Source organism: Citrobacter sp. JGM124, from assembly GCF_018257795.1.
Classification (GTDB): Bacteria; Pseudomonadota; Gammaproteobacteria; order Enterobacterales; family Enterobacteriaceae; genus JGM124.
Genome location: NZ_JAERJD010000003.1, coordinates 13,861 through 36,522, shown reverse-complemented (window position 1 = coordinate 36,522; position 22,662 = coordinate 13,861). Strand labels below are relative to the sequence as shown.

22 protein-coding genes and 1 riboswitch are annotated in these 22,662 nt (G+C 48.7%); of the genes, 9 read left to right on the top strand and 13 right to left on the bottom strand.

The features are described 5' to 3' along the window. Positions 1 to 388: 388 nt before the first annotated feature. Genes hlyD through JK154_RS04935 form a run of 4 tightly spaced genes read left to right on the top strand, consistent with a single transcriptional unit; the run spans position 389 to position 5,372 of the window. Entirely contained in the window at positions 389 to 1,396 is a 1,008-nt protein-coding gene (gene hlyD / locus JK154_RS04950) for a secretion protein HlyD (RefSeq protein ID WP_211991411.1), read from the top strand. Further along, positions 1,383 to 3,131 (top strand): ATP-binding cassette domain-containing protein, encoded by a 1,749-nt coding sequence (locus JK154_RS04945; protein WP_211991410.1) that lies wholly within the window; start codon positions 1,383 to 1,385, stop codon positions 3,129 to 3,131. Before hlyD ends, JK154_RS04945 begins: the two co-directional genes overlap by 14 nt. Beyond that, on the top strand, positions 3,118 to 4,257 hold the full coding sequence (locus JK154_RS04940; protein WP_211991409.1) for an ABC transporter permease: 1,140 nt from the start codon (positions 3,118 to 3,120) through the stop codon (positions 4,255 to 4,257). The genes JK154_RS04945 and JK154_RS04940 overlap by 14 nt, the downstream gene beginning before the upstream one ends. Positions 4,258 to 4,265: 8 nt before the next feature. Next, a complete protein-coding gene (locus JK154_RS04935) occupies positions 4,266 to 5,372 on the top strand; it encodes an ABC transporter permease (RefSeq protein WP_211991408.1) in 1,107 nt (368 codons plus the stop codon). Here the strand turns inward: JK154_RS04935 and JK154_RS04930 are convergent. The 7 genes from JK154_RS04930 to moaA all read right to left on the bottom strand — a co-directional run bounded on the left by JK154_RS04930 (position 5,334) and on the right by moaA (position 9,647). Then, entirely contained in the window at positions 5,334 to 5,741 is a 408-nt protein-coding gene (locus JK154_RS04930; RefSeq protein WP_211991407.1) for a YbhQ family protein, read from the bottom strand. The genes JK154_RS04935 and JK154_RS04930 overlap by 39 nt on opposite strands. Before the next feature lie 327 nt (positions 5,742 to 6,068). After that, complete coding sequence (locus JK154_RS04925; protein ID WP_211991406.1) at positions 6,069 to 6,779, bottom strand: Bax inhibitor-1/YccA family protein; 711 nt, start codon at positions 6,777 to 6,779, stop codon at positions 6,069 to 6,071. Between the two features lie 164 nt (positions 6,780 to 6,943). Beyond that, complete coding sequence (moaE, locus tag JK154_RS04920; RefSeq protein ID WP_211991405.1) at positions 6,944 to 7,396, bottom strand: molybdopterin synthase catalytic subunit MoaE; 453 nt, start codon at positions 7,394 to 7,396, stop codon at positions 6,944 to 6,946. Then, positions 7,397 to 7,642, bottom strand: a complete 246-nt coding sequence (gene moaD, locus JK154_RS04915; protein WP_211991404.1) for a molybdopterin synthase sulfur carrier subunit — start codon at positions 7,640 to 7,642, stop codon at positions 7,397 to 7,399. Continuing rightward, positions 7,635 to 8,120: a cyclic pyranopterin monophosphate synthase MoaC gene (moaC, locus tag JK154_RS04910; RefSeq protein ID WP_211991403.1), complete on the bottom strand. Its 486-nt coding sequence runs from the start codon at positions 8,118 to 8,120 to the stop codon at positions 7,635 to 7,637. The genes moaD and moaC overlap by 8 nt, the downstream gene beginning before the upstream one ends. Before the next feature lie 3 nt (positions 8,121 to 8,123). Beyond that, positions 8,124 to 8,636, bottom strand: a complete 513-nt coding sequence (gene moaB, locus JK154_RS04905) for a molybdenum cofactor biosynthesis protein B (protein WP_211991402.1) — start codon at positions 8,634 to 8,636, stop codon at positions 8,124 to 8,126. Positions 8,637 to 8,660: 24 nt separating this feature from the next. Further along, on the bottom strand, positions 8,661 to 9,647 hold the full coding sequence (gene moaA, locus JK154_RS04900; RefSeq protein WP_211991401.1) for a GTP 3',8-cyclase MoaA: 987 nt from the start codon (positions 9,645 to 9,647) through the stop codon (positions 8,661 to 8,663). Then, positions 9,638 to 9,774: riboswitch (molybdenum cofactor riboswitch) on the bottom strand. It overlaps the preceding gene by 10 nt. Positions 9,775 to 9,976: 202 nt before the next feature. Here moaA and yvcK point away from each other — a divergent pair. After that, positions 9,977 to 10,882: a uridine diphosphate-N-acetylglucosamine-binding protein YvcK gene (gene yvcK, locus JK154_RS04895; protein ID WP_211991400.1), complete on the top strand. Its 906-nt coding sequence runs from the start codon at positions 9,977 to 9,979 to the stop codon at positions 10,880 to 10,882. A gap of 3 nt (positions 10,883 to 10,885) precedes the next feature. Here the strand turns inward: yvcK and uvrB are convergent, their stop codons facing one another. Continuing rightward, positions 10,886 to 12,901 (bottom strand): excinuclease ABC subunit UvrB, encoded by a 2,016-nt coding sequence (gene uvrB / locus JK154_RS04890; protein WP_211991399.1) that lies wholly within the window; start codon positions 12,899 to 12,901, stop codon positions 10,886 to 10,888. A 978-nt stretch (positions 12,902 to 13,879) separates the two neighbouring features. Here uvrB and JK154_RS04885 point away from each other — a divergent pair. Together JK154_RS04885 and JK154_RS04880 are read left to right on the top strand one after the other, a co-directional pair. Continuing rightward, positions 13,880 to 14,434 carry a hypothetical protein gene (locus tag JK154_RS04885; RefSeq protein WP_211991398.1) on the top strand — a complete coding sequence of 185 codons (555 nt, stop codon included), beginning with the start codon at positions 13,880 to 13,882 and terminating at the stop codon, positions 14,432 to 14,434. Positions 14,435 to 14,473: 39 nt separating this feature from the next. Further along, positions 14,474 to 14,824, top strand: coding sequence for a hypothetical protein (locus JK154_RS04880; RefSeq protein ID WP_211991397.1), 351 nt, complete (start codon positions 14,474 to 14,476; stop codon positions 14,822 to 14,824). A gap of 51 nt (positions 14,825 to 14,875) precedes the next feature. Here JK154_RS04880 and bioD read toward each other — a convergent pair whose 3' ends face one another. Genes bioD through bioB form a run of 4 tightly spaced genes read right to left on the bottom strand, consistent with a single transcriptional unit; the run spans position 14,876 to position 18,482 of the window. Beyond that, positions 14,876 to 15,559: a dethiobiotin synthase gene (gene bioD, locus JK154_RS04875; protein ID WP_211991396.1), complete on the bottom strand. Its 684-nt coding sequence runs from the start codon at positions 15,557 to 15,559 to the stop codon at positions 14,876 to 14,878. Further along, the gene (gene bioC, locus JK154_RS04870) at positions 15,552 to 16,310 is read right to left on the bottom strand and encodes a malonyl-ACP O-methyltransferase BioC (protein ID WP_211991395.1); all 759 of its coding nucleotides are present in this window, start codon (positions 16,308 to 16,310) and stop codon (positions 15,552 to 15,554) included. The genes bioD and bioC overlap by 8 nt, the downstream gene beginning before the upstream one ends. After that, on the bottom strand, positions 16,294 to 17,445 hold the full coding sequence (bioF, locus tag JK154_RS04865; protein ID WP_211991394.1) for an 8-amino-7-oxononanoate synthase: 1,152 nt from the start codon (positions 17,443 to 17,445) through the stop codon (positions 16,294 to 16,296). Before bioF ends, bioC begins: the two co-directional genes overlap by 17 nt. After that, on the bottom strand, positions 17,445 to 18,482 hold the full coding sequence (gene bioB / locus JK154_RS04860) for a biotin synthase BioB (protein ID WP_211991393.1): 1,038 nt from the start codon (positions 18,480 to 18,482) through the stop codon (positions 17,445 to 17,447). The genes bioF and bioB overlap by 1 nt, the downstream gene beginning before the upstream one ends. A gap of 86 nt (positions 18,483 to 18,568) precedes the next feature. Between bioB and bioA the strand changes: the two genes are divergently transcribed. Together bioA and JK154_RS04850 are read left to right on the top strand one after the other, a co-directional pair. Further along, complete coding sequence (bioA, locus tag JK154_RS04855) at positions 18,569 to 19,858, top strand: adenosylmethionine--8-amino-7-oxononanoate transaminase (RefSeq protein WP_211991392.1); 1,290 nt, start codon at positions 18,569 to 18,571, stop codon at positions 19,856 to 19,858. A 407-nt stretch (positions 19,859 to 20,265) separates the two neighbouring features. Then, the gene (locus JK154_RS04850; RefSeq protein WP_211991391.1) at positions 20,266 to 21,540 is read left to right on the top strand and encodes a putative acyl-CoA thioester hydrolase; all 1,275 of its coding nucleotides are present in this window, start codon (positions 20,266 to 20,268) and stop codon (positions 21,538 to 21,540) included. 59 nt (positions 21,541 to 21,599) lie between these two features. On the opposite strand, the gene pgl is transcribed toward JK154_RS04850, so the two are convergent. Next, complete coding sequence (gene pgl, locus JK154_RS04845; protein WP_211991390.1) at positions 21,600 to 22,598, bottom strand: 6-phosphogluconolactonase; 999 nt, start codon at positions 22,596 to 22,598, stop codon at positions 21,600 to 21,602. Positions 22,599 to 22,662 lie beyond the last annotated feature (64 nt).

Here is a 22,662-nt window from a genome sequence, read left to right as displayed (position 1 = left end):
AGGGGGAACATCAAGCGCCAGCGTTGAGCTGGCCAGAGAAAGGGGCACAAACCACGGTGCCGACTGGAGGCACTATAGCATTTTTTGTTTTCTTCCGCATAAATTATGCTGTCTTAATGGCGATCAAAAGAAGCATCATTCGTGTTGGACAGATAAGATAAGTTTGCTTAGGCTTATTGAATCAATTTCTTGATTTTTAAGTAATCGGCATGAAAGAACCGCTTTCATCTACCCGAGCTTCCGACACCGACAATCTGTGCCTGGCATGACGGAAATGACGAGGGGTATAAATCGGGCCTGTGCCACATGTTATTAATAAATAACGTACCGTCAGAACAAGCTGAAAAAATAATGTTCAGGTTATCTGCCTGCCAAAGGAAAGCACGAGATGAACAATAAGAAAGCGATTGGGGCCATCATTGTAGTTGGGGTCATACTGGCCGCCGCTTTTGGTGGCTGGAAAGCCTACCAAAATCAGCAAAGCAGCCATCTCTCGCTCTATGGCAATGTGGATATTCGCAGTGTGAATATGAGCTTTCGTGTTGCGGGACGGCTAGCGGCACTGGACGTGGATGAAGGGGACACAATAAAGTCCGGGGAACCGCTGGGTCTTATTGATAATGCCCCATATCAAATTGCGGTACGTCAGGCCCAGGCTAATGCCGATGCTGCACAGGCTCAATATGATTTAATGATAGCGGGCTACCGTAACGAAGAAATTGCCCAGGCTGCCGCCCAGGTAGATAGCGCCCAGTCCGCTTATGATTACGCCCAGAGCTTCTATCAAAGACAGCAAGGGATGTGGGCCACACGCGCAGTATCTGCCAATGATTTACAAAATGCCCGTGTTGCCAGTGAACAGGCCCACGCCGCACTGACCGCAGCAAAAGATAAATTACGTCAGTACCGCAGTGGTAACCGTCCCCAGGAAGTCGCCCAAGCGCAAGCGGTGCTCCAGCAGGCTAATGCAGCCCTGGCTGAGGCCCAGCTGAACCTAAAGGACACCACACTACTGGCTCCGTCTGATGGCACCATTCTGGTGCGTAGTGTCGAGCCTGGCACCATGCTCAATGCAGGTAGCACCGTTCTTACTTTGTCACTCACCCACCCGGTGTGGGTACGGGCTTATGTGAGTGAACCGAATCTGGGGCAAGCACAGCCAGGGCGAGAAGTGCTTATTTATACCGACAGCCGCCCTGACAAACCTTATCACGGCAAAGTAGGCTTTGTTTCTCCGACCGCGGAATTCACACCCAAAACGGTTGAAACACCGGACCTACGCACAGACTTAGTCTACCGCTTACGCATCATCGTCACCGATGCGGATGACATGCTGCGCCAGGGTATGCCAGTAACCATTATTCTGGATGACGGAACCCCTCATGGTCAGCAGTGATCAATTGATTCGCCTGATGGGAGTCGTCAAACACTTTCCCGGGCTGGAAAACCCTGCTGTTGCCAGCCTTGATACGGAGATTCGTGCCGGGGGGGTTACAGGTCTGGTCGGCCCTGATGGTGCAGGAAAGACCACTCTGATGCGTATGCTGGCTGGTCTGCTGATACCTTCTGAAGGGCAACTGTCCGTGGCTGGTTTTGATCCTCTGACAGAGGATCGTGCTCTGCACGCCATCCTCGGTTATATGCCACAAAAATTCGGGCTCTATGAAGATTTAACCGTGATGGAAAATCTGACCCTCTACGCAGAGTTACGCGATGTGGAGGGACAAGTCCGGGAGCAAACCTTCAAACGACTGTTGAAATTCACCTCACTGGAACCCTTTACTGACAGGCTGGCCGGGAAGCTATCAGGGGGAATGAAACAAAAGCTGGGACTGGCCTGCACACTGGTCGGGCAACCGAAAGTATTATTGCTGGATGAACCGGGTGTTGGGGTTGACCCCATATCCCGGCGTGAATTATGGCAGATGGTACATGAACTCGCGGATGAAGGGATGCTAATCCTGTGGAGCACCTCTTACCTGGATGAGGCGGAACAGTGCCGGGAAATACTGTTAATGAACGGGGGAAAGTTACTCTATCAGGGCGATCCCAAAACACTGACTCAGCAGGTCGCCGGACGTTCCCTGTTGGTCAGCCACCCAGGAGAAAGCAACCGTCAGCTAATGCAGCGTTTGCTGAAACTTGACGTTGTGAGTGATGCCGTTATTCAAGGCCATGCAATACGCCTTATGCTGGCCAAAAATAGTACCGTTGATAGCCTCTCCCGGGCCATCAACCTCCCGGGGTTGAAGATTAGCGAAACCACGCCCCGCTTCGAGGATGCTTTTATCGACCTGCTTGGGGGAATGGCCATCGTCGAGTCTGCACTCGGTAACATGCTACATACCCTGCCCCATAATCCTGATGAAACCGTGATTGAGGCCAGAACACTGACCAAAAAATTTGGTCATTTTGCCGCCACGGACCATGTGACATTTGCCGTTAAACGGGGCGAGATTTTCGGCTTGCTGGGCCCAAATGGTGCGGGTAAATCCACCACATTTAAAATGATGTGTGGATTAATGGTACCCAGTTCGGGGGATGCATTAGTGCTGGGTATGGATCTGAAAAAAAGTTCCGGCCAGGCACGTCAGCACCTGGGCTATATGGCACAAAAATTCTCCCTCTACAGTAACCTGACGGTCATGCAGAACCTGCGTTTTTTCTCCGGTATTTATGGGTTAAGCGGTAAAAAGCAGGGGGAGAAAATTAACGACATGTGTGAAGCCTTCGCCCTGCAGCCAGTCATGAACAGTGTCACAGACTCACTGCCCCTGGGGTTTAAACAACGTCTGGCTCTGGCCTGCTCAATGATGCATGAACCAGATATTCTGTTTCTTGATGAGCCGACGTCAGGCGTTGACCCCATCACCCGCCGTGAATTCTGGCTGCATATTAATAGTATGGTGAGCAAAGGGGTTACCGTGATGGTGACCACCCACTTTATGGATGAAGCGGAATATTGCGACCGTATTGGGCTGGTTTACCACGGCAAACTTATCGCTACGGGGACTCCCGACGACTTAAAACAGCAAGTGGTGGATAGCCAGACTCCCGACCCGACAATGGAACAAGCCTTTATTGGCCTGATTAGCCGATGGGATAAGGAGCATAGCCATGAGCCATCATAACCCGTTACTGTCATGGCGACGCCTGCGAGCTCTCTGTGTGAAAGAGACGCGGCAAATCATTCGCGACCCCAGCAGCTGGCTTATCGCCGTCGTGATCCCGCTTTTACTGCTGTTTATTTTTGGCTATGGGATAAACCTTGACTCCAGTCGCCTGCATGTTGGTGTACTGGTGGAGCAGCAGAATAGTGATGCGATTGATTTTACGCATACCATCAGTGCCTCCCCCTTTATGCAGCCCACCATCAGCGATAATCGCCAGCAACTGATCCAGTTGTTACAGGCGGGTGAAGTGCGCGGCATTGTGGTTATCCCCCCGGACTTTAACCAGAAGATGGCCCGTCCCGGCGATACAGCACCGATCCAGATAATTACCGATGGTAGTGAGCCCAATACAGCAAACTTTATTCAAGGTTACATGGAAGGAATTTGGCAGATTTGGCAACAGCAGCATGCCGAGGATCGCGGGGAAACATTTGAGCCATTAATTGAAGTACAAACCCGCTATTGGTTTAATCCCGCCGCTATCAGCCAGCATTTTATCATCCCTGGTGCTATAACCATTATTATGACGGTTATCGGGGCCATTTTAACCTCGCTAGTCATCGCCCGTGAATGGGAACGCGGAACCATGGAAGCCCTGTTATCGACCCAGATAACCCGCACCGAACTGCTACTGTGTAAGTTATTACCCTACTATGTCCTGGGCATGCTGGCGATGGCCCTGTGCATGGTCGTCACAATATTCATTCTCCACGTTCCCTGGCGCGGTTCCCTACTGTTACTGGTGTTAATAAGCAGCCTGTTTTTACTCAGTACACTCGGCATGGGATTGCTGATCTCAACCCTGACACGTAACCAGTTCAACGCTGCCCAAGTTGCACTGAATGCGGCCTTTTTGCCGGCGATAATGCTGTCGGGTTTTATTTTTCAGATAGACAGTATGCCAGCCATTATTCGGGTGGTGACTTATGTTATTCCTGCCCGTTATTTTGTCAGCACCTTGCAGAGCCTGTTTCTGGCAGGGAATATCCCGTCAATCATGATCATTAACACCCTGTTTCTGATGGCGGCGGCGGTCATATTTATCGGTCTGACAGCGCTAACCACCCGACGTCGACTCGAGTAGGAGAAGAGATGTTTTATCGCTTATGGACATTAATCCGTAAAGAGCTGCAATCGCTCTTACGTGAGCCACAAACGCGCGCGTTGTTGATCCTGCCTGTGTTGATTCAGGTCATACTCTTCCCTTTTGCGGCGACTCTTGAAGTGACACATGCCACCATTGCTATCTTCGATGAAGATAACGGCAGTCACTCGGTAGAGCTCACACAGCGTATTGCCAAAGCCAGCTCTTTTAGCAACGTTCTGCTGCTCAAGAGTTCCGAAGAAATCACACCGATCATTGATAACCAGCAGGCACTTTTAGTCATCCGTTTCCCGGAGCATTTCTCTGCAAACCTGTCACAGCACCGTCCGACAGGCATCAATATCATGCTGGATGGGCGGAACTCGAATAGTGCACAAATTGCGGCGAATGATATCCAGCAAATTGTAAAAAATTATCAGCAGCAATTATTAAGCGGGCAAACGAAAATCAACAACAGCGAGCTGATTATTCGTAACTGGTATAATCCGAATCTGGACTATAAATGGTTTGTGGTTCCCTCATTGATAGCCCTGATAACCACCATCGGCATCCTGATTGTGACCTCCCTTTCCGTAGCCCGGGAGCGTGAACAAGGAACCCTGGATCAACTGATTGTTTCCCCCCTGGCGACGTGGCAGATATTCATTGGTAAAGCAGTACCAGCCCAAGTTGTGGCACTGGCACAGGCCACCGTCGTCCTGGCGGTGGGAATTTGGTGCTACCAGATCCCCTTTGCAGGGTCATTATTGCTGTTCTACTTCACGATGGTTATCTACGGATTTTCTCTGGTCGGGTTCGGGCTGCTTATCTCCACCCTCTGCTCCACGCAGCAACAGGCGTTTATCGGAGTGTTTGTCTTTATGATGCCGGCCATCCTGCTTTCCGGATATATTTCGCCGGTCGAAAATATGCCCGTTTGGCTGCAGAACATAACCTGGGTGAACCCCATTCGGCACTTTACCAATATCACGAAGCAGATTTATTTAAAAGATGCGGATTTTACGATTATCTGGCAGAGTTTGTGGCCGCTTTTGGTGATAGCGGCCACGACGGGATCAGCGGCGTACTGGCTGTTTCGACGAAAAATCACCTGATTTATCTTTGGCTATCAGGGAGTAGATAGCCGGCCCGGCTATCGCAACCAGCCCGGCAATAGTCAGCACTAAAGGGCTTTGTACCACACGGGACAGTAACCACAAGGCTATCATTGCCGAACCAAAATACCAGGTTGTCGTTAACTCTTCGAGAAAATCACCAATGTCCCGGAGTCTGCCACTACGAAAACGCTGAAAGGTGAACATCAATACCACAGTGAGGATGTAAAGAAGACACAGTCCAACCCCAACCGGGACCAGAGAGGCCGTTTTCCAGCCAACCAGCAACGCACCGATAACCGCAAGGTGCAGCATAATCTGCCAGCAACTCAGACCGGTCGTCACTCTTATACGTTGTTGCCACTTCATATTCTTTCTCCTGGGCTCTTTCGTCCTTTATTCAGAGTACGCAAGTGTACGAAAAAATCATCCTTATGCGTCTCTTTTGTGACAAAAATTACATTTTATTTACTAAAAAAGCGAAAACTTTGGTCTACTCCACAACAAGACAGATAACGTTCCCTGCTTATTTCATCACGATAAAAACAAATAATTACCGGTTACGGTGATTCTTGATTAAAGCAGTCAGGGGGGGCTAAACGTGTCCGGCAGGCATAAACAGGGGGTATGATTCTGCACGCTTCCCCCCCGGCCAGCTTAAAAGATGACAGGCAGGAGGGGTAACCATATTAACGATTAACGACGGTTGCCGAAAATACGCAGCAACATCAGGAACAGGTTGATAAAATCAAGATACAGGGTCAGGGCTCCGACGATGGAGTACTTACGCATCATCTGGGTATCACGGGTATCAATTTGCTCCCCAATGTTTTTCAGTTTCTGCGTGTCATAGGCCGTCAGCCCCACAAACACAATCACACCGATATAGGTAATCGCCCACATCAAGGCATCGCTTTTCAGCCAGAAATTAACCAGTGATGCAAGAACAATACCGATCAATGCCATGAATAACATGTTACCAAAACCGCTGAGATCGCGCTTAGTCGTATAGCCATAAACACTCATTGCGCCAAACATCCCTGCCGACACCACAAAGGTACTGGCGATAGAAGACGCAGTATAGGCAAGGAAAATACTGGATAGCGTCAGACCGGTCAGCGCTGAGTACAGCATAAACAGCGAGGTCGCGAGTCCGGGGCTCAGTTTATGGATCATGCCAGAAATCACAAACACCAACGCCAGCTGGGCAATGATCAAGCCAAAGAAAGTGATATTACTCGAAAAGACAAGTTCCATCACTGCCGGGGTATTCGCGGCATACCAGGCAATAAACGCAGTGAGCAACAGGCCACAGGTCATCCAGCCATAAACTTGTGCCATAAACGCCTGAAGGCCGGTATTAGCCCCCTGAACAATTGAATCATTAGAACGTGGAAATCTGTCCATGATACCTCCTCTGAATAATAAGGTCTGAGTCCTGGCATAAGCCCGGATCACGGGGATAATTTGGTCACAACATAAAAAACTGGGGTTTCGTTTTCCCAGTCCATGTAACCTGCAAAGAGAATGATAATGGTCGTAAGATTAACACATATTAGCCGTAATAGTGCTTACCAACGTTGGGCAGCATGATCATCACTCTCTTTTGCGTCAATCCAGCGCCCCCCTTCTTCAGTGGCTTCTCGCTTCCAGAAAGGTGCACGGGTCTTAAGATAATCCATAATAAACTGCGCCGCCTCAAAAGCGGCATTACGGTGTGCCGCACTGACCCCAACAAAAACAATGTGCTCCCCTGCACGCAACTCCCCGACTCGATGAATCACCGTCACCCGTTGCAATGGCCAGCGGCCACGTGCTTCGCTGATAATGTCAGCCAGGGTTTTTTCCGTCATTCCTGGATAGTGCTCCAGGGTCAAGCCACTGACTTTATCCCCCAGATTATGATTTCGGACTTTACCGGTAAAGGTGACGACAGCCCCGTCATCATCGCATTCTGCCAGCCACTGATATTCATCCCCGACCTGGAAATTATCCGGGCCCACGATAATTCGCGTATTATTCATTTATCCTCCAGTAACCGGGGGGAAAAATGCAACCTCATCACCCTGCTTTAATGGCGTATCAAAACTGACTAAGGTTTGGTTGACCGCAGCAAGGAGTTTGCCTGACTCAAGCGCCAGTGCCCAGCGGCTCCCCTTTTCAGCAAGAGCAGCCCGCAGTTGCTCCACATCCCTATAGATGGGTTCAGCCTCTAGCCGATCACAACCGACTAATTCACGTACCTGAGCAAAAAAGAGAACGTTAATCATAGGACGCCACCTTAAAATCACCGGATTTACCGCCGCTTTTTTCCAGCAGGCGTAATGGGCCAATGACCATATCTTTTTGGACGGCTTTACACATATCATAAATAGTTAACGCGGCAACCGAAGCAGCGGTTAATGCTTCCATCTCAACGCCGGTTTTACCACTAAGACGACAGACTGATTCAATACGTACTCGGGACTGTGCAGTCTGGGCTTCCAGTTTGACTTCAAGATGGCTTAAAAGTAGCGGGTGGCAAAGCGGGATCAATTCCCAGGTTCTTTTCGCTGCCTGGATACCGGCGATACGGGCAGTGGCAAAGACGTCCCCTTTATGGTGCTGACCAGTAACAATCATCTCCAGCGTCTGGCTGTTCATGGTGACAAAAGCCTCTGCTCGGGCTTCACGGACGGTTTCTGCTTTGGCGGAAACATCGACCATGTGAGCCTCACCGGCAGCATTAATATGAGTCAGTTTTGACATAGCTTAGTTCTTTATATGGGGATGGAAGTTGCAAGGACGCTGACGGGCATCAAGTTGCTGCATGATGATATTTTCCCAGGCAGTACGGCAGGCATTGGTTGAACCTGGCATGGCAAAAATCAGGGTACGATTCGCCATACCCGCGATAGCACGGGACTGTAACGTCGAAGTGCCAATGTCTTCGTAAGAAAGCATACGAAACAACTCACCAAAACCGGCGATTTCACGGTCAAAAAGGGGTTGTAACGCTTCTGGTACTTGATCATTTTCAGTAAAACCAGTGCCACCGTTAATGAGCACCACCTGAATACGACCATCCGCAATCCATTGTGATACACAGGCACGAATGGCATAACGATTCTCTTTTGTTATCACCTTTTCAAGCACTTCATGCCCGGCATCTGTCGCCGCATCGCGCAGATAATGCCCGGAGGTATCATCCTCTTCAGTGCGACGATGTGACACCGTCAAAATGGCAATACGGGCAGGAACAAATTCAGCACTGACCTGACTCATTAAGATTCTCCTTGTCGTTCACACTTAACCGCCAATGAAAGATAAATTCTGAGTAATACCCGTGTTCCCATCAAGCAGGAAGTGGGTCTGTTTTTTATGATTCAGCGCATGACTGATACGTGCCTCCAGCGCTTCCTGCTGGTCGTCCTGTACGAGTAAATCGCGTAAGGCAACCCCTTGTTCCCCAAACAGACACAGGTGCAGATTCCCGACCGACGATACCCGTAGCCGATTACAGCTACTGCAGAAATCTTTTTCATAGGGCATGATAAGCCCTATTTCCCCTTGATAATCTGGGTGACAGAAGACCTGTGCCGGGCCATCGCTACGCTTGCGTAATTGGTGAACCCAGCCACGTGATAATAGAATATCACGCACCACTTTTCCGGAAACATGATGCTTTTGAAAGAGGGAACGCCCTTCCCCGGTCTCCATCAGTTCAATAAAACGTAACTGAATGGGCCGGTCTTTAATCCAGTGCAGAAAGGTGTCTAACTGATGATGGTTCACATCACGCATCAGGACGGTATTGACTTTGACCCGCTCAAAACCGGCTGCCAATGTGGCATCAATACCCGCCATCACTTGGTGAAATTTATCTTGCCCGGTAATGGCATGAAACTGGCGGGCATCCAGACTATCAATACTGACATTTATCCCGGTCAACCCCGCCTCACGCCAGGTTTTGACATCCCGCGCCAGGCGATAACCATTTGTGGTCACCGCCAATTGACGGATTTCAGGGTTTTCACGAATGGCAGCAATGATGTCGCTAAAGTCACGGCGTAAAGAAGGCTCTCCCCCAGTCAGGCGTACCTTTTCGGTTCCCATACTGGCAAACGCACGCGTCACCCGGCGAATTTCATCAAGACTGAGGAAACTTTTGTTCGCCACACCATGGGGTTTGTAACCGTCAGGCAGGCAATAACTGCAACGAAAGTTGCAGACATCAGTAATAGACAGCCGCAAGTAATAAAACTTGCGAGCAAAAGCATCGGTAAGTTGAGTCACTGAGTACACCTTTCCAAAATACGGGAGATGCAGTCATTTCTTCCTGCACCCTGGTGGCGAGTAAGGCCACGGCCAGTGCACCTTATCTTCAGACTTAGGTGCCAAGGCTTGAGTGTGTCTTTAAGATAGTACCCCGACAGAATGTCTTGCGCTATCTTATATTTCGCTATATAAATCTTTATATAACGTTGAATTTGCTCAATTTAACCATAAGGTAAACCAAAAACTATCAGCCCGGATTGATATACGTCATTAAGCATAGTAGAGAGATCGTCTTTTTCACGCTTTTACGCTACCTTAAGCGCGTTATGCCTTAATAAGGATGGATTATGCGTAATCGTACACTGGCAGATCTCGACCGGATCGTTGCCCTGGGTGGGGGACATGGATTAGGTCGTGTCATGTCCTCCCTGTCATTTCTCGGTTCACGACTCACCGGCATTGTCACAACCACGGATAATGGTGGCTCAACAGGTCGAATTCGTCGATCAGAGGGGGGGATTGCCTGGGGAGATATGCGCAACTGTCTGAATCAGCTAATTACTGAACCCAGTGTTGCTTCGACCATGTTTGAGTACCGTTTTAGCGGTAATGGTGAACTGGCCGGGCATAACCTGGGTAATCTGATGCTCAAAGCCCTTGATCATATGAGCGTACGCCCTCTCGAAGCGATTAACCTCATTCGTAATTTGCTCAAGGTCGATGCTCAGTTGATCCCCATGTCTGAGCATCCTGTCGACTTGATGGCAACAGACAGTCAGGGTCATGATATCTACGGGGAAGTGAATATTGATAATTTGTCTGAACCCCCAGCAGCGTTAATGCTTTACCCCAAAGCCCCCGCGACACGGGAAGCGTTGGAAGCCATTAGTGAAGCAGACCTGATACTCATTGGTCCGGGCAGTTTTTACACCAGTTTACTGCCCATTTTACTGCTCGAAGAGATGGATCAGGCCTTGCGGCGTACCACAGCCCGAGTGGTTTATATTGATAATCTGGGCAAAGAACTCAGCCCAGCAGCAGCACTCTCACTGGGTGAAAAACTGGCTATTATGGAACAGCATATTGGTAAGCGTGTAATTGATGCGGTTCTGGTCAGCCCACAAATCGACGCCAGCCCGTTGCAGGGCAGACTCGTGATTCAGCAACCACTGGAGGACAGGGATGTTAAATATCGCCATGACCGCCAGTTACTGCGTGATGCTCTGGAGCAAACGTTACAACAGCTGGGCTAACCATTACGAGGTGCTGATAAACAGCGCCCGAAGTTGCTGTAATTTATCACGCACCTGGGCTGCCTCTTCAAATTCCAGATTTTGTGCATGTTTCAGCATCTGTGCCTCCAGTTGCTGAATTTTTTGCTGTAGCGCTTTTGGCGTCAGTACGACTTCATCATCTTCAATGACACTACGTGCTTTGGTTTTCGCTCTCCCTTTCGTTTTAGCCATCCCCTCGCCAAGCTGGAGCACATCAACCACTTTTTTATTCAGTCCCTGGGGGGTAATACCATGTTCCTCATTGTAGCGTTGCTGTTTCTCACGACGACGCTCGGTTTCACCTATCGCTTTTGCCATTGACGGGGTGATTTTATCCCCATAGAGAATCGCTTTGCCGTTGATATTACGCGCAGCGCGGCCAATGGTCTGAATTAATGAGCGTTCGGAACGCAGAAATCCTTCTTTGTCCGCATCAAGAATTGCGACAAGCGACACTTCAGGCATATCCAGCCCTTCACGTAATAAGTTAATCCCTACCAACACGTCAAACTCACCCAGGCGCAAATCCCTAATGATTTCCATACGTTCGACGGTATCAATATCTGAATGCAGATAACGAACTCGTTCCCCATGCTCCTCCAGGTATTCAGTTAAGTCCTCCGCCATGCGCTTGGTCAAAGTGGTTACCAGAACACGCTCATCAACGTTAACCCGCTGGCGAATTTCTGAGAGTAAATCATCAACCTGAGTCGCAACGGGGCGCACTTCAATAATAGGATCTAACAATCCAGTAGGCCGTACCACCTGGTCGATAATCTCACTACCTGATTTTTCCAGTTCATAGTGCCCCGGTGTGGCTGAAACATAGATTGTTTGCGGGGCAAGGGCTTCAAACTCTTCAAATTTTAAGGGGCGATTATCCAGTGCTGAAGGCAAGCGAAAGCCATATTCCACCAGCGTTTCTTTGCGTGCGCGGTCTCCCCGGTACATGCCGCCAATCTGCGGGATTGTCACATGGGACTCATCGACGATTAACAGGCCATCCGCAGGGAGGTAGTCAAACAGCGTGGGGGGTGGCTCGCCAGGACCACGGCCAGAAAGGTAGCGCGAATAGTTTTCAATCCCTGAGCAGTATCCTAACTCGTTCATCATCTCTAAATCGAACTGAGTACGCTGGGTGATACGTTGCTCTTCCAGCAGTTTGTTCTGTTCCAGTAAAAACTGCTTACGTTCTGCCAGCTCAACTTTGATCTCTTCCATCGCCTGAACAATGCGCTCCCGTGGGGTCACATAGTGTGATTTAGGATAGATAGTAAAACGCTGAATGGTCGACTCAATGTGTCCTGTAAGAGGATCAAATAATGAGAGTCTCTCAACTTCCTCATCGAACAGTTCTACCCGGAGAGCCAAATTGTCTGATTCTGCCGGGAAGATATCAATCACCTCCCCGCGCACTCGGAAAGTGCCCCGCTGAAATGCCTGATCATTACGGGTATACTGCAGCTCCGTGAGCCGACGTAAAATAGCACGTTGATCAATAATCATGCCTTTGGTTAAGTGCAGCATCATCTTCAAATACAAATCCGGATCACCCAGACCATAGATGGCGGACACTGACGCCACCACCACCACATCTTTTCGTTCGAGTAATGCTTTGGTTGCAGAAAGACGCATCTGCTCAATATGTTCGTTTACCGAAGCATCTTTCTCGATAAAGGTATCTGAACTGGGAACATAAGCCTCAGGTTGATAGTAGTCATAGTAAGAGACAAAAAACTCCACGGCATTTTCAGGGAAAAACTCTTTCATTTCCCCATACAACTGTGCGGCCAGGGTCTTATTCGGTGCCAGTATCATGGTAGGACGCTGTAAATCAGCAATCACATTTGCCACGGTAAAAGTCTTACCTGATCCGGTAACACCCAATAGCGTCTGATGGGCCAGACCATCTTCCAGCCCTTCTTTTAGGCGTCGAATCGCGTCAGGCTGATCCCCCGAGGGGGTAAATGCGGAATGAAGTTTGAACGCTTTACTCATGAAGAGGCTACCTGCTGAAGAAATGCACGGACTGATAAGTCATTCTAACGGTCAGAGGGATTTTTTCCAGAAAAACTGTATATAACACCAGCCCTCTTTTATCAGACCACGACAAAGATTGATTCTGGTCTCATTTTAGCTGTTTTAAGAGAGTGGGAGCATAAAATTCTGGCGTTGACAGGTTATCCCCAATTTTTTTTGTCTTTTAACATTTGTCAATAGACGTGACTTAACGACTGGTGGTTTGGTGACAGTTTTATTACAGTTATTGATTTTATTTAACGCATTGAATTATATGAATAATAGAATAAAGATGGCTTTCGCAGCAATTTAGAGGAAACCCGCACCAGCACTCGCTTCCATCTAGTTTTCTAACTCTAATGCACAAGGTTATCCACAGGAATAGTGGATAACTGTGGCAAGCCCTTATCCCCCGCAGGCTGTGAATCTTTCCAATTTTTTTATCCAGAGGCAAAAAAAATTTTTCAGTAATTATTTTCACTTTTACAGATTCGTTTAACGCTAGTTTGAGCCGCATTCACCATGGTTTTTCCGACATGGATTCTCGCCACAGTGAAGCCACTGGCCGGTGATTCTCACCTCACAGGATAACCCCCGTCGTTCTCCACAGGATAAATGAGGGATTCTGACACAAAAGACTCTCAACCGGCTAACCACAGAAATTATTGATTAAAGTAATCATACCCACCTGAAAAAGAGAGTGAAGGCTATGGATAAAATAATCATCTTCTTTATAATTACATGATTTCGGAAAAGATAAAAATATTTCCCTGAAGGCCACACATGTTCTCAAAATGGTGTCATCGTTAATGGACACCTTCAGATCCCTCTCCCAGAAACGCTTAAAATAAATACAATTTTAAAAACATTTTTTGATATAAAAAAAAACCTATATAAAACATTATTTCAATTGATAACCCAGAGGACCAATCATTATAAAAGCATAGAGAGTTTATTATGATAGATAGCACAAAAAACAACCATTCATTTATTTCAGAGAAAACATTTCATACTCAAACTCAGGTATCCAACAACAACAGCACCCCTTCAATTAAAATAGAAAGCATAGCAAACCAACAGACTGAATTAACCAGACTCCCGGTTGAAGTAAAACAGAAAATTGCATTTAAACTCGATCTTGAGAGTTATGATAATTTACGCTTAACGTCTAAAAAAATGAGTGAAGACTTACCCGCAACAAACGAAATACTCACCCGTTTACAAAGTACCCGCCCTGGTGAGCTAAAAGAAGTATATAAAAAACTGACAAATGAGAAAATATGTATAGATATATTGTCAGAAAAAGGAAGCCAGGAAACATATCAAACATTTAACAACATAAAAGCCGTTCAGCACATGTATTTTAATGATGTGACTTTTTTAGGCACTAATTACTTTTTAGATAAAAACCTTACATCACACTGCCCAGAAAAGCATAATTCTGAAAATGGAAAAACAGGCTTAAGCGATGATGAAATATACTGCAATATATTCATCAAACTGGATAATTAAATAAAGAAACACACCGATAAAAAAATGATAATCTATCCTATGGTACAGGATAATAAATCTCGTTATGTTAGTGGTCCCAAAAGGGCAAGCCTATTCATTTTTAAAAATAGCATCACCCCAAAAATACTTGACATAATATTTAAATCATTCGACTCACTCTTAAATGAAAGAAATGAAAAAGATCGGTTTTTGATGGCTATTTGTGCAAGCAGGCTAAAAGAATACTGGCAGGATAACCTGCCAGGAACGATAAATAAAAACGACCTTGATAATTGCGTATTAAAATACCCATCACTATTTTATTTAGGCAAGGTCATTAGTGAGCAGTTATCAAGAAGAAACCCATACTCTGATATATTATCAAATGACTACTTTAGTGATGATAATTAAAGGATAGTACGGTTTTACATAGCCGCAGATGACACGCTGCAATAGATATTTTCACTGAACTAATGGTGCCAAATTAAGATAATCCCCTAAGGGGATGGCAGTACTCATATGCTCAAACCAAGGAATTTCTCCCAAAAGTGGGGCTGGTAAGCGTTGCTTTAGTGTTTCAATGTACTGGGTATGCCATTTCCCTTGGGGCTGAATATCATTGGCAATCCAGCCCATCAGTGGCAAACCTGCCGCCAGAATAGCCTGGGCGGTAAGCAAGGCGTGGTTGATACACCCCAGTTTGATACCAACCACCAGAATCACGGGCAATTGCTCTGCCACCACCCAATCCGCAAAGGTGGTGGTTTCAGATAATGGGGTAAACCAGCCTCCCGCCCCTTCGACTTGAACCCAGTCGGCCTGAGTACTGAGCCGTTCCAGCCCCTCTGACATTACCGAAAAATGAATGGGGCGCTGTTCATAAGCACTGATGATATGAGGTGAGGTCGGTTCAATAAAAGCCAGCGGGTTAATCATTTCATAGGGAATATTCAGCGTACTCGCCTTCTGTAAAGCCAGGGCATCGTCATTCCGAATACCACTCGCCGTCATTTCACTCCCCGATGCGACAGGTTTATATCCTGTCGTCCTGTACCCCGCCGCGGCCGCCGCGTGCAATAAAGCACAACTGGCAACTGTTTTTCCCACTTCGGTATCGGTTCCGGTAATAAACCATTTTTTAATCACGTTCAATCACTCCAGAAATGATATTCCAGCTCAACGGATAACCTGCTGGCTGCTTAGGCCATGTAGTGGCAAGATGTTGTAACTGGCGTCGGGTTGTTAATTGCTGCTGGCGCCCATGATGTAAATGGGTCGCTCCGACCCCTTTTAGTGAGCGCATAGCACTCATGACATCGGGAAACCATTGTTGTATCCGGTGACATTGCACAACGCTGCGCCAGGGGCGACAAACCTGCTCGATATCCGTGAGTGTCAAAAATCTGTTCACCGGCTGCCGGCCATCCACATCTCGCCAGGCCTCTTGTAGCTCATGCAATGAGCCTGATGCCAGGGTGGTAAAAGCAATGCATCCCCCGGGTTTGGTAATACGATAGAGTTCCCCCAGTGCCAGACGGATATCAGCACACCACTGTAATGCCAGGTTACTCCAGGCGAGATCTACTGTTTTATCCCCCAAAGGAATGGCTTCAATATCTGCCTGAATAAATCGCTCCGCTGACTGCTTTTGCTGGCAGGTTGCCAGCATTGAAGGGGACAAATCGAGTGCAATAACATGGCTGCCACGCTGTCGCCAGATCCGGCTATACCAGCCAGTACCACAGCCACCATCCAGTACCCACCCAGCCGGACGCATTTCAACCTGTTCTAACAGCAAGTCTCCAGTTAAACGCTGCAAATCAGCAAACTGCTCATAATGATGTGCCGCGCGGCTAAAAGCCGCCGCAATGGCAGCTTTATCAACTTGCTGCGTCATAAAGCGTCTCCAGAAGGCGGTCTATGTCCTCTTCGTTATGGCTGGCACTCAGTGTGATTCGCAGACGCGCACTGCCCAATGGGACGGTAGGGGGACGAATAGCAGTAAGCCAAAATCCTTGTTCACGTAACCGGTTTGCCAGCATCGTAGTCATTTGGTTTTCCCCCATGATTAGCGGCTGTATAGCGCTATTGCTGGGAAGACGCTGAAACGGCAATGCCTCGGCCCCCTGGCAGAAACGCTGGATATTACTCTGTAATCGGGCGCGTAAATCATCTGCGTGACGAATAACCTGAAGTGCGGCCCGAAGTGTGTAAGCCTGAGCGATGGGCATCATGGTGCTATAGATTAAATGACGGGCGTATTGCACCAGATAATCCGCGGTGTTCTGATTGCATAATACTGCCGCCCCGCTCACTCCCCATGCTTTGCCGAACGTGACTACCAGAATATCCGGAGTGACCTGTTGCGCCTGACAGCTACCGCGCCCTTCATCCCCAACCACCCCGGTGCCGTGAGCATCATCAACCATAAACCAGGCCCCTGCTTGCCGGGCCTGATGTGCCAGCGTGGCTAGCGGCGCGCTATCCCCATCCATGCTGAATACCCCCTCAGTCATCAGCAAGGTTTCCCCCATTTCACGAGGGGTTAACAGGCGGTTGAGCGCCTCTGTATCATTATGATGGAAACGCTTAAGAGAGGCGGGTGAATGCATGGCGGCCTCCAGCATAGAGGCATGACACAGTTTATCTGCAACCAGTAAGTCCTGTTTTTGGCCCAGCGCACTGATCACCGCCTGATTTGCGCTGTAACCCGAGATAAACAGCAATGCGCGATCAAAGCCGAGCCAGTCTGCCAGCTCTTGCTCAAATAGCTGATGTTGCTGACTATAGCCAGTGATATGTCCCGAGCTGCAGCTTCCCACGCCCCACTGTTCAGCCCCCTGCTGCCAGGCCGCGATCAAGGCTGGGTGCTGGCTTAAACCGAGATAGTCATTGCTGGAGAAATTAAGATACTGTCGGCCATCAAAAGTGATTTTTCGTCCTTGATGCTGCTGGTGTGCCTGACGTTGACGAAATAACCCTTTTTCTTGTTGCACCCCAAGGGCCTGATCCATACGTTGCTGCCAGCTCATTATACCGCCGCATTGTAGTAGTGTTCAGTATCCGCATTAGCCAGCTGCCGCGAGATCTGTTGCTGTTGCTCATTATCCCCCAGTTCAGTCGCCCTGTGCTGAGGGTTTATCCCAAGCTTACGGAACAGACGCAAGTCGCTATCTTCCTCCGGGTTTGTGGTCGTCAGTAACTTACAACCATAAAAGATCGAATTCGCCCCGGCCATAAAACACATAGCCTGGGTCTGTTCGCTCATCTGTTCACGTCCGGCAGAGAGTCGGACATAAGATGCGGGCATCATGATGCGGGCTATTGCAATCGTGCGAATGAAATCAAAAGGATCCACGTCATCATTGTCAGCCAGTGGTGTGCCTTTAACTTTGACTAACATATTAATCGGCACACTTTCTGGTGGAGTCGGCATATTGGCCAGTTGCAGTAAAAGACCGGCACGATCGGTGACAGACTCCCCTAAACCGAGGATGCCACCAGAACAGACTTTGATCCCGGCATTACGGACTTTATCCAGGGTATCAAGACGTTCTTGATAGGTACGTGTCGTAATAATATTGCCGTAAAATTCTGGCGAAGTGTCCAGATTATGGTTGTAGTAATCCAGCCCAGCCGCCGCCAGACGCTCTGCCTGATCGTGGTCAAGAGTGCCGAGTGTCATACAGGTTTCCAGCCCCATGGCGCGTACTCCCTGTACCATCTGCTCCAGATAAGGCATATCACGCTCATGCGGGTTTTTCCAGGCTGCGCCCATACAGAAACGTGTTGCCCCCGCGCTACGGGCTTTACGGGCCGAATCCAGTACCTGATCCACTTCCATCAGACGTTCTGCTTCCAGCCCTGTTTTATAGCGAGCACTCTGCGGGCAGTATTTACAATCCTCCGGGCAAGCACCCGTTTTTATCGATAACAAGGTACTGACCTGAACCTGGCGGGGATCAAAGTGCTGGCGATGCACTTGCTGGGCTTCAAACATCAGATCCAAAAAAGGTTTTTCAAATAAAGCGGTGACTTGCGACATTGTCCAGCGGGTGGTATTAGCCATGAGGCTTCTCCAGGGATGTTAAAAATCATCAATTGTGGTTATACTTGTAAACCTAAATGTTTTTTGTTTGGTTTACAAGTTACCCTATGACACCTGCTGATTTATCATTCGATCAACGCCATATTTGGCACCCCTATACCTCCATGACTCAGCCATTACCGGTTTATCCGGTGATATCGGCTCATGAGTGCACCCTGAAACTGAATGATGGCACACCATTGGTTGATGGTATGTCCTCCTGGTGGGCGGCCATCCACGGCTATAACCATCCTCGACTGAACCAGGCAATGAAGCAGCAAATAGACAGTATGTCGCATGTGATGTTTGGTGGAATAACCCATCCTCCGGCGGTTGACTTGTGTCGTAAGCTGGTGGCTATCACCCCCGAAGAACTGGAGTGTGTCTTTTTAGCCGACTCAGGTTCGGTGGCGGTTGAAGTTGCCATGAAAATGGCACTGCAGTACTGGCAAGCACGGGGGGAAAAACGTCACCGTTTTCTGACGCTGGGTGGCGGTTATCACGGTGATACTACCGGGGCAATGTCCGTCTGTTGTCCTAAAAATTCAATGCACAGCCTGTGGCAAGGATACTTAGCCGAACAGATATTTGCCCCTGCTCCAACGTGTCGTTTCGATGATGAATGGAATGAGCATGATATCGTCCCCTTCGCCCGTTTAATGGCAGGAAACCGTCAGGATATTGCGGCGGTAATTCTGGAACCTATTGTGCAAGGCGCTGGCGGAATGCGTTTCTACCACCCTCAATGGTTACGCCAAATTCGTCGAATGTGTGACCGGGAAGGGATCTTGCTGATCGCCGATGAAATTGCTACCGGTTTTGGCCGTACAGGTAAACTATTCGCCTGTGAACACGCTGGTATCACTCCGGATATCCTGTGCCTGGGTAAAGCACTGACCGGCGGTACCATGACACTTTCAGCCACCCTCACCACCCGCCACGTTGCGGAGACGATCAGTGACGGTGAGGCCGGTTGTTTTATGCACGGCCCGACCTTTATGGGGAATCCACTGGCCTGTGCCGTCGCCAGTGAAAGCCTGTCACTACTGGAAAATAACGACTGGCAACAACAAGTGGCACGTATTGAACAGCAACTACAGGCAGGGCTAACCCCCCTGGCAAAAGAACCATTAGTGGCTGATGTTCGTGTGCTAGGCGCGATTGGCGTGGTGGAAACCCACTACCCCGTAAAGATGGCGGAACTACAGCGTTTCTTTGTCGAACAGGGAGTATGGATCAGACCTTTCGGGCGACTGATCTACCTGATGCCCCCCTATATTATTAGTACTCAAGAACTGGATAAGCTCATTGCCGCAATCACGGCGGCGGTAACTCACCCTGAGTTTTTCAGCCAATAATTCACTATTTTTTTAATTAATTCCTCACATAAATCCGCCAGCAGGGGCAGAAACTCGAGAGGTATCTGTTCCTGTGCAGCCTGACTATCTGCAGTGACTGACAAACCACCTCCTGCAATGAGTCCCCTTTATCAAGGTAAAACTCATCCATAACCAGATAAGTATTATGCTTACCTGGCTAAAGGCGCTTTCATCCTGAGCAGTATCAAGGTATTTTATGCGCGCACAAGATTGTGACTCAGGCTGGCACACATGCCACACATCAAAAAGATGTCTTCACCGTGAGTCGCTGGCATTGATTGCCCAAAACGCATCATCGACTGCAACCCTTTTATTGCGCTACGCCTGCTGGTTACCTGACAGCGGGCCTTAAGAACCGCCTTTTTTGCGTATAGCAAGGAGCAACCTTGAACAGATTTTCTTTTTCTCGTCATGCCGCGGTATTCGCTTTTACAGCCGTACTGACAGCCTGTAGTTCTACCCTGCCCGAAGATAAGCCGTCAACGCAGGTCGCGCCAGGAACACAGTCACGCCCTATTCTTACCTCGGGAGAAGCACAGAATTTTGTGGCAGAACGTTATTTTGCCTCAATGAATCCCAATGAAGCCCCGTGGACTCCTGTAGCAATTCGTCTTCCTCAGCAGCCCGATTTTATTGTCGGCCCTGCCGACAATACGGAGGTCACGCACCACTCCATTCAGGCGGCTGTAGATGCGGCGGTCAGTAAGCACAGCAGCCAGCGTCAATATATCGCTATTCTGCCAGGGGAATATGAGGGTACCCTCTACATTCCAGCAGCATCCAGTAGCATTACACTTTATGGCACCACCTCTAACCCTGCGGATGTCAAAATTGGCTTGTCACTGGATTCAGAGATGGACCCCGTAACCTGGCGCAAAACAGTTAATCCATCCGGTAAATATATGCCAGGTAAACCCGCCTGGTATATGTTTGATAACTGTCAAAATCATAAAGGCGCAACCGTTGGTATCATGTGCTCTGCCGCTGTCTGGTCACAGAATAGTGGTTTACAGCTCCAGAACCTGACGGTACAAAACACCCTCGGTGACAGTGTTGATGCAGGGAATCACCAGGCCGTTGCACTGCGCAGTGATGGGGATAAAGTTCAGTTGAACAATATTCATATTCTCGGTCGTCAGAATACATTTTTTGTCACCAACAGCGATGTTCAAAACCGTCTGCTGAACGATAAGCAGCCCCGTACCCTGGTGACCAATAGTTACATCGAAGGTGATGTTGACGTCGTCGCGGGTCGCGGTTCTGTCGTATTTGAGAATACCGACTTCCGTCTGGTGAGTAGCCGAACACAGGAAGGTGCCGTCTTTGCTCCAGCCACCCTGCCGAATCTCTACTTTGGTTTCCTGGCGATTAATAGCCACTTCAGTGGGAATGGTAATGCGCTGCTGGGACGTTCATGGGATATCGAAACTGCCGGACAAAGAGCAAATGGCCAGGTGGTGATCCGTGACAGCGTGATTTCTGAAGGCTTTAACCAGGCTCACCCTTGGGGTGATGCCCTCGGTTCCCAGCGCCCCTATAGCGGTAATATTGGTGCTAAAGATGATCAAGGGCAGTTCCAGCGTGACCTGAATGCCTCTGATGCGAATCGTCTGTGGGAATATAATAATCGGGGCACGGGTAGCACGGTTATTAACGAGTAATCGCCGAAAATGTTTTGTATCTTAAACCTCGCCTGATAAGCGAGGTTTTTTTGTCCCTCTTAGTGAGCGTAAATCGCCACCCACATCGGTCCCTGCCCTACAGCATAGCGCCCTTTTTCTTCCAGTAACCCTTGTTCAGCATCAATGCTATAAACCGCCGCATGGTGGGATTTCTGGCCAACTGCAATCAGATATTTACCACTGTCATCAATATTGAAGCCACGTGGCTGCGCTTCCGTTGGCTGGTAGCCGACTACCGACAACACACTGCCATCTTCTGATACATCAAAAATGGTAATAATGCTGGCCGTGCGGTCACAAGCATAAAGATGGCGACCATCAGGAGTGATATGAATATCGGCAGCCCAGCGCACGTCACTGAAATCAGATGGCATCATTTCTGCTGTTTGTACGCACTCAATAGCCCCGTTCGGATCACGCAATTCCCAGACATTGACGGAACTGTTCAACTCATTGACGCTATAAGCATATTGCTGGTTAGGATGGAAAACCATGTGACGCGGACCAGCGCCTTCCACCGTGGTAACAGCGGGTGGATCCTGGCTCACCAAATGCCCGTCATCGGACAGGGTATACAGACAAATTCTGTCTTGTTTTAGTGCTGCAATCCAAAGCGTACGATTATCCGGGGAAATATTTGCTGAGTGGCAACCTTCCAGCCCATCAACAACATCAACTGTGGCGCCTGGCAGGCCGTCATTTTCCAGGCTAATCACACCCACGTTTCCTGCGTTATACGAGGCGCTGAACAAAAAACGTCCACTACGGTCAGTAGAAATATGCGTCGGGCTACCAGGCAAAGGTGCCTCGCCAGCTTCGCTGAGTCTACCGTCATCCGGCTCGATACGGTAAGCTATTACTCGAAATTCCGGGCGTACACCAACATACAGGAAGCGTTTATCAGGGCTGACGACCATAGGCTGAACCTGACCCGCCACATCCACAACTTGTAAAAGGGTTAGCGTGCCATTAGCGTGAAGAGTCCAGACATGAATCTGCTGGCTCTCCGGGCTTGCGGTATAGACTGTCTGTTTCATCGTTTATTCTTCTCCATACGTCGTAAGTCATAGTCACAAGATTAGCGTGTTTTTAGAGACTGGG

What these genes read in the sequence shown, in the direction of transcription:
- hlyD (WP_211991411.1), top strand. Translation starts at nt 389, where the DNA reads ATGAACAATAAGAAAGCGATTGGGGCCATCATTGTAGTTGGGGTCATA.
- JK154_RS04945 (WP_211991410.1), top strand. Translation starts at nt 1,383, where the DNA reads ATGGTCAGCAGTGATCAATTGATTCGCCTGATGGGAGTCGTCAAACAC.
- JK154_RS04940 (WP_211991409.1), top strand. Translation starts at nt 3,118, where the DNA reads ATGAGCCATCATAACCCGTTACTGTCATGGCGACGCCTGCGAGCTCTC.
- JK154_RS04935 (WP_211991408.1), top strand. Translation starts at nt 4,266, where the DNA reads ATGTTTTATCGCTTATGGACATTAATCCGTAAAGAGCTGCAATCGCTC.
- JK154_RS04930 (WP_211991407.1), bottom strand. Translation starts at nt 5,741, where the DNA reads ATGAAGTGGCAACAACGTATAAGAGTGACGACCGGTCTGAGTTGCTGG.
- JK154_RS04925 (WP_211991406.1), bottom strand. Translation starts at nt 6,779, where the DNA reads ATGGACAGATTTCCACGTTCTAATGATTCAATTGTTCAGGGGGCTAAT.
- moaE (WP_211991405.1), bottom strand. Translation starts at nt 7,396, where the DNA reads ATGAATAATACGCGAATTATCGTGGGCCCGGATAATTTCCAGGTCGGG.
- moaD (WP_211991404.1), bottom strand. Translation starts at nt 7,642, where the DNA reads ATGATTAACGTTCTCTTTTTTGCTCAGGTACGTGAATTAGTCGGTTGT.
- moaC (WP_211991403.1), bottom strand. Translation starts at nt 8,120, where the DNA reads ATGTCAAAACTGACTCATATTAATGCTGCCGGTGAGGCTCACATGGTC.
- moaB (WP_211991402.1), bottom strand. Translation starts at nt 8,636, where the DNA reads ATGAGTCAGGTCAGTGCTGAATTTGTTCCTGCCCGTATTGCCATTTTG.
- yvcK (WP_211991400.1), top strand. Translation starts at nt 9,977, where the DNA reads ATGCGTAATCGTACACTGGCAGATCTCGACCGGATCGTTGCCCTGGGT.
- uvrB (WP_211991399.1), bottom strand. Translation starts at nt 12,901, where the DNA reads ATGAGTAAAGCGTTCAAACTTCATTCCGCATTTACCCCCTCGGGGGAT.
- JK154_RS04885 (WP_211991398.1), top strand. Translation starts at nt 13,880, where the DNA reads ATGATAGATAGCACAAAAAACAACCATTCATTTATTTCAGAGAAAACA.
- JK154_RS04880 (WP_211991397.1), top strand. Translation starts at nt 14,474, where the DNA reads ATGGTACAGGATAATAAATCTCGTTATGTTAGTGGTCCCAAAAGGGCA.
- bioC (WP_211991395.1), bottom strand. Translation starts at nt 16,310, where the DNA reads ATGACGCAGCAAGTTGATAAAGCTGCCATTGCGGCGGCTTTTAGCCGC.
- bioF (WP_211991394.1), bottom strand. Translation starts at nt 17,445, where the DNA reads ATGAGCTGGCAGCAACGTATGGATCAGGCCCTTGGGGTGCAACAAGAA.
- bioB (WP_211991393.1), bottom strand. Translation starts at nt 18,482, where the DNA reads ATGGCTAATACCACCCGCTGGACAATGTCGCAAGTCACCGCTTTATTT.
- bioA (WP_211991392.1), top strand. Translation starts at nt 18,569, where the DNA reads ATGACACCTGCTGATTTATCATTCGATCAACGCCATATTTGGCACCCC.
- pgl (WP_211991390.1), bottom strand. Translation starts at nt 22,598, where the DNA reads ATGAAACAGACAGTCTATACCGCAAGCCCGGAGAGCCAGCAGATTCAT.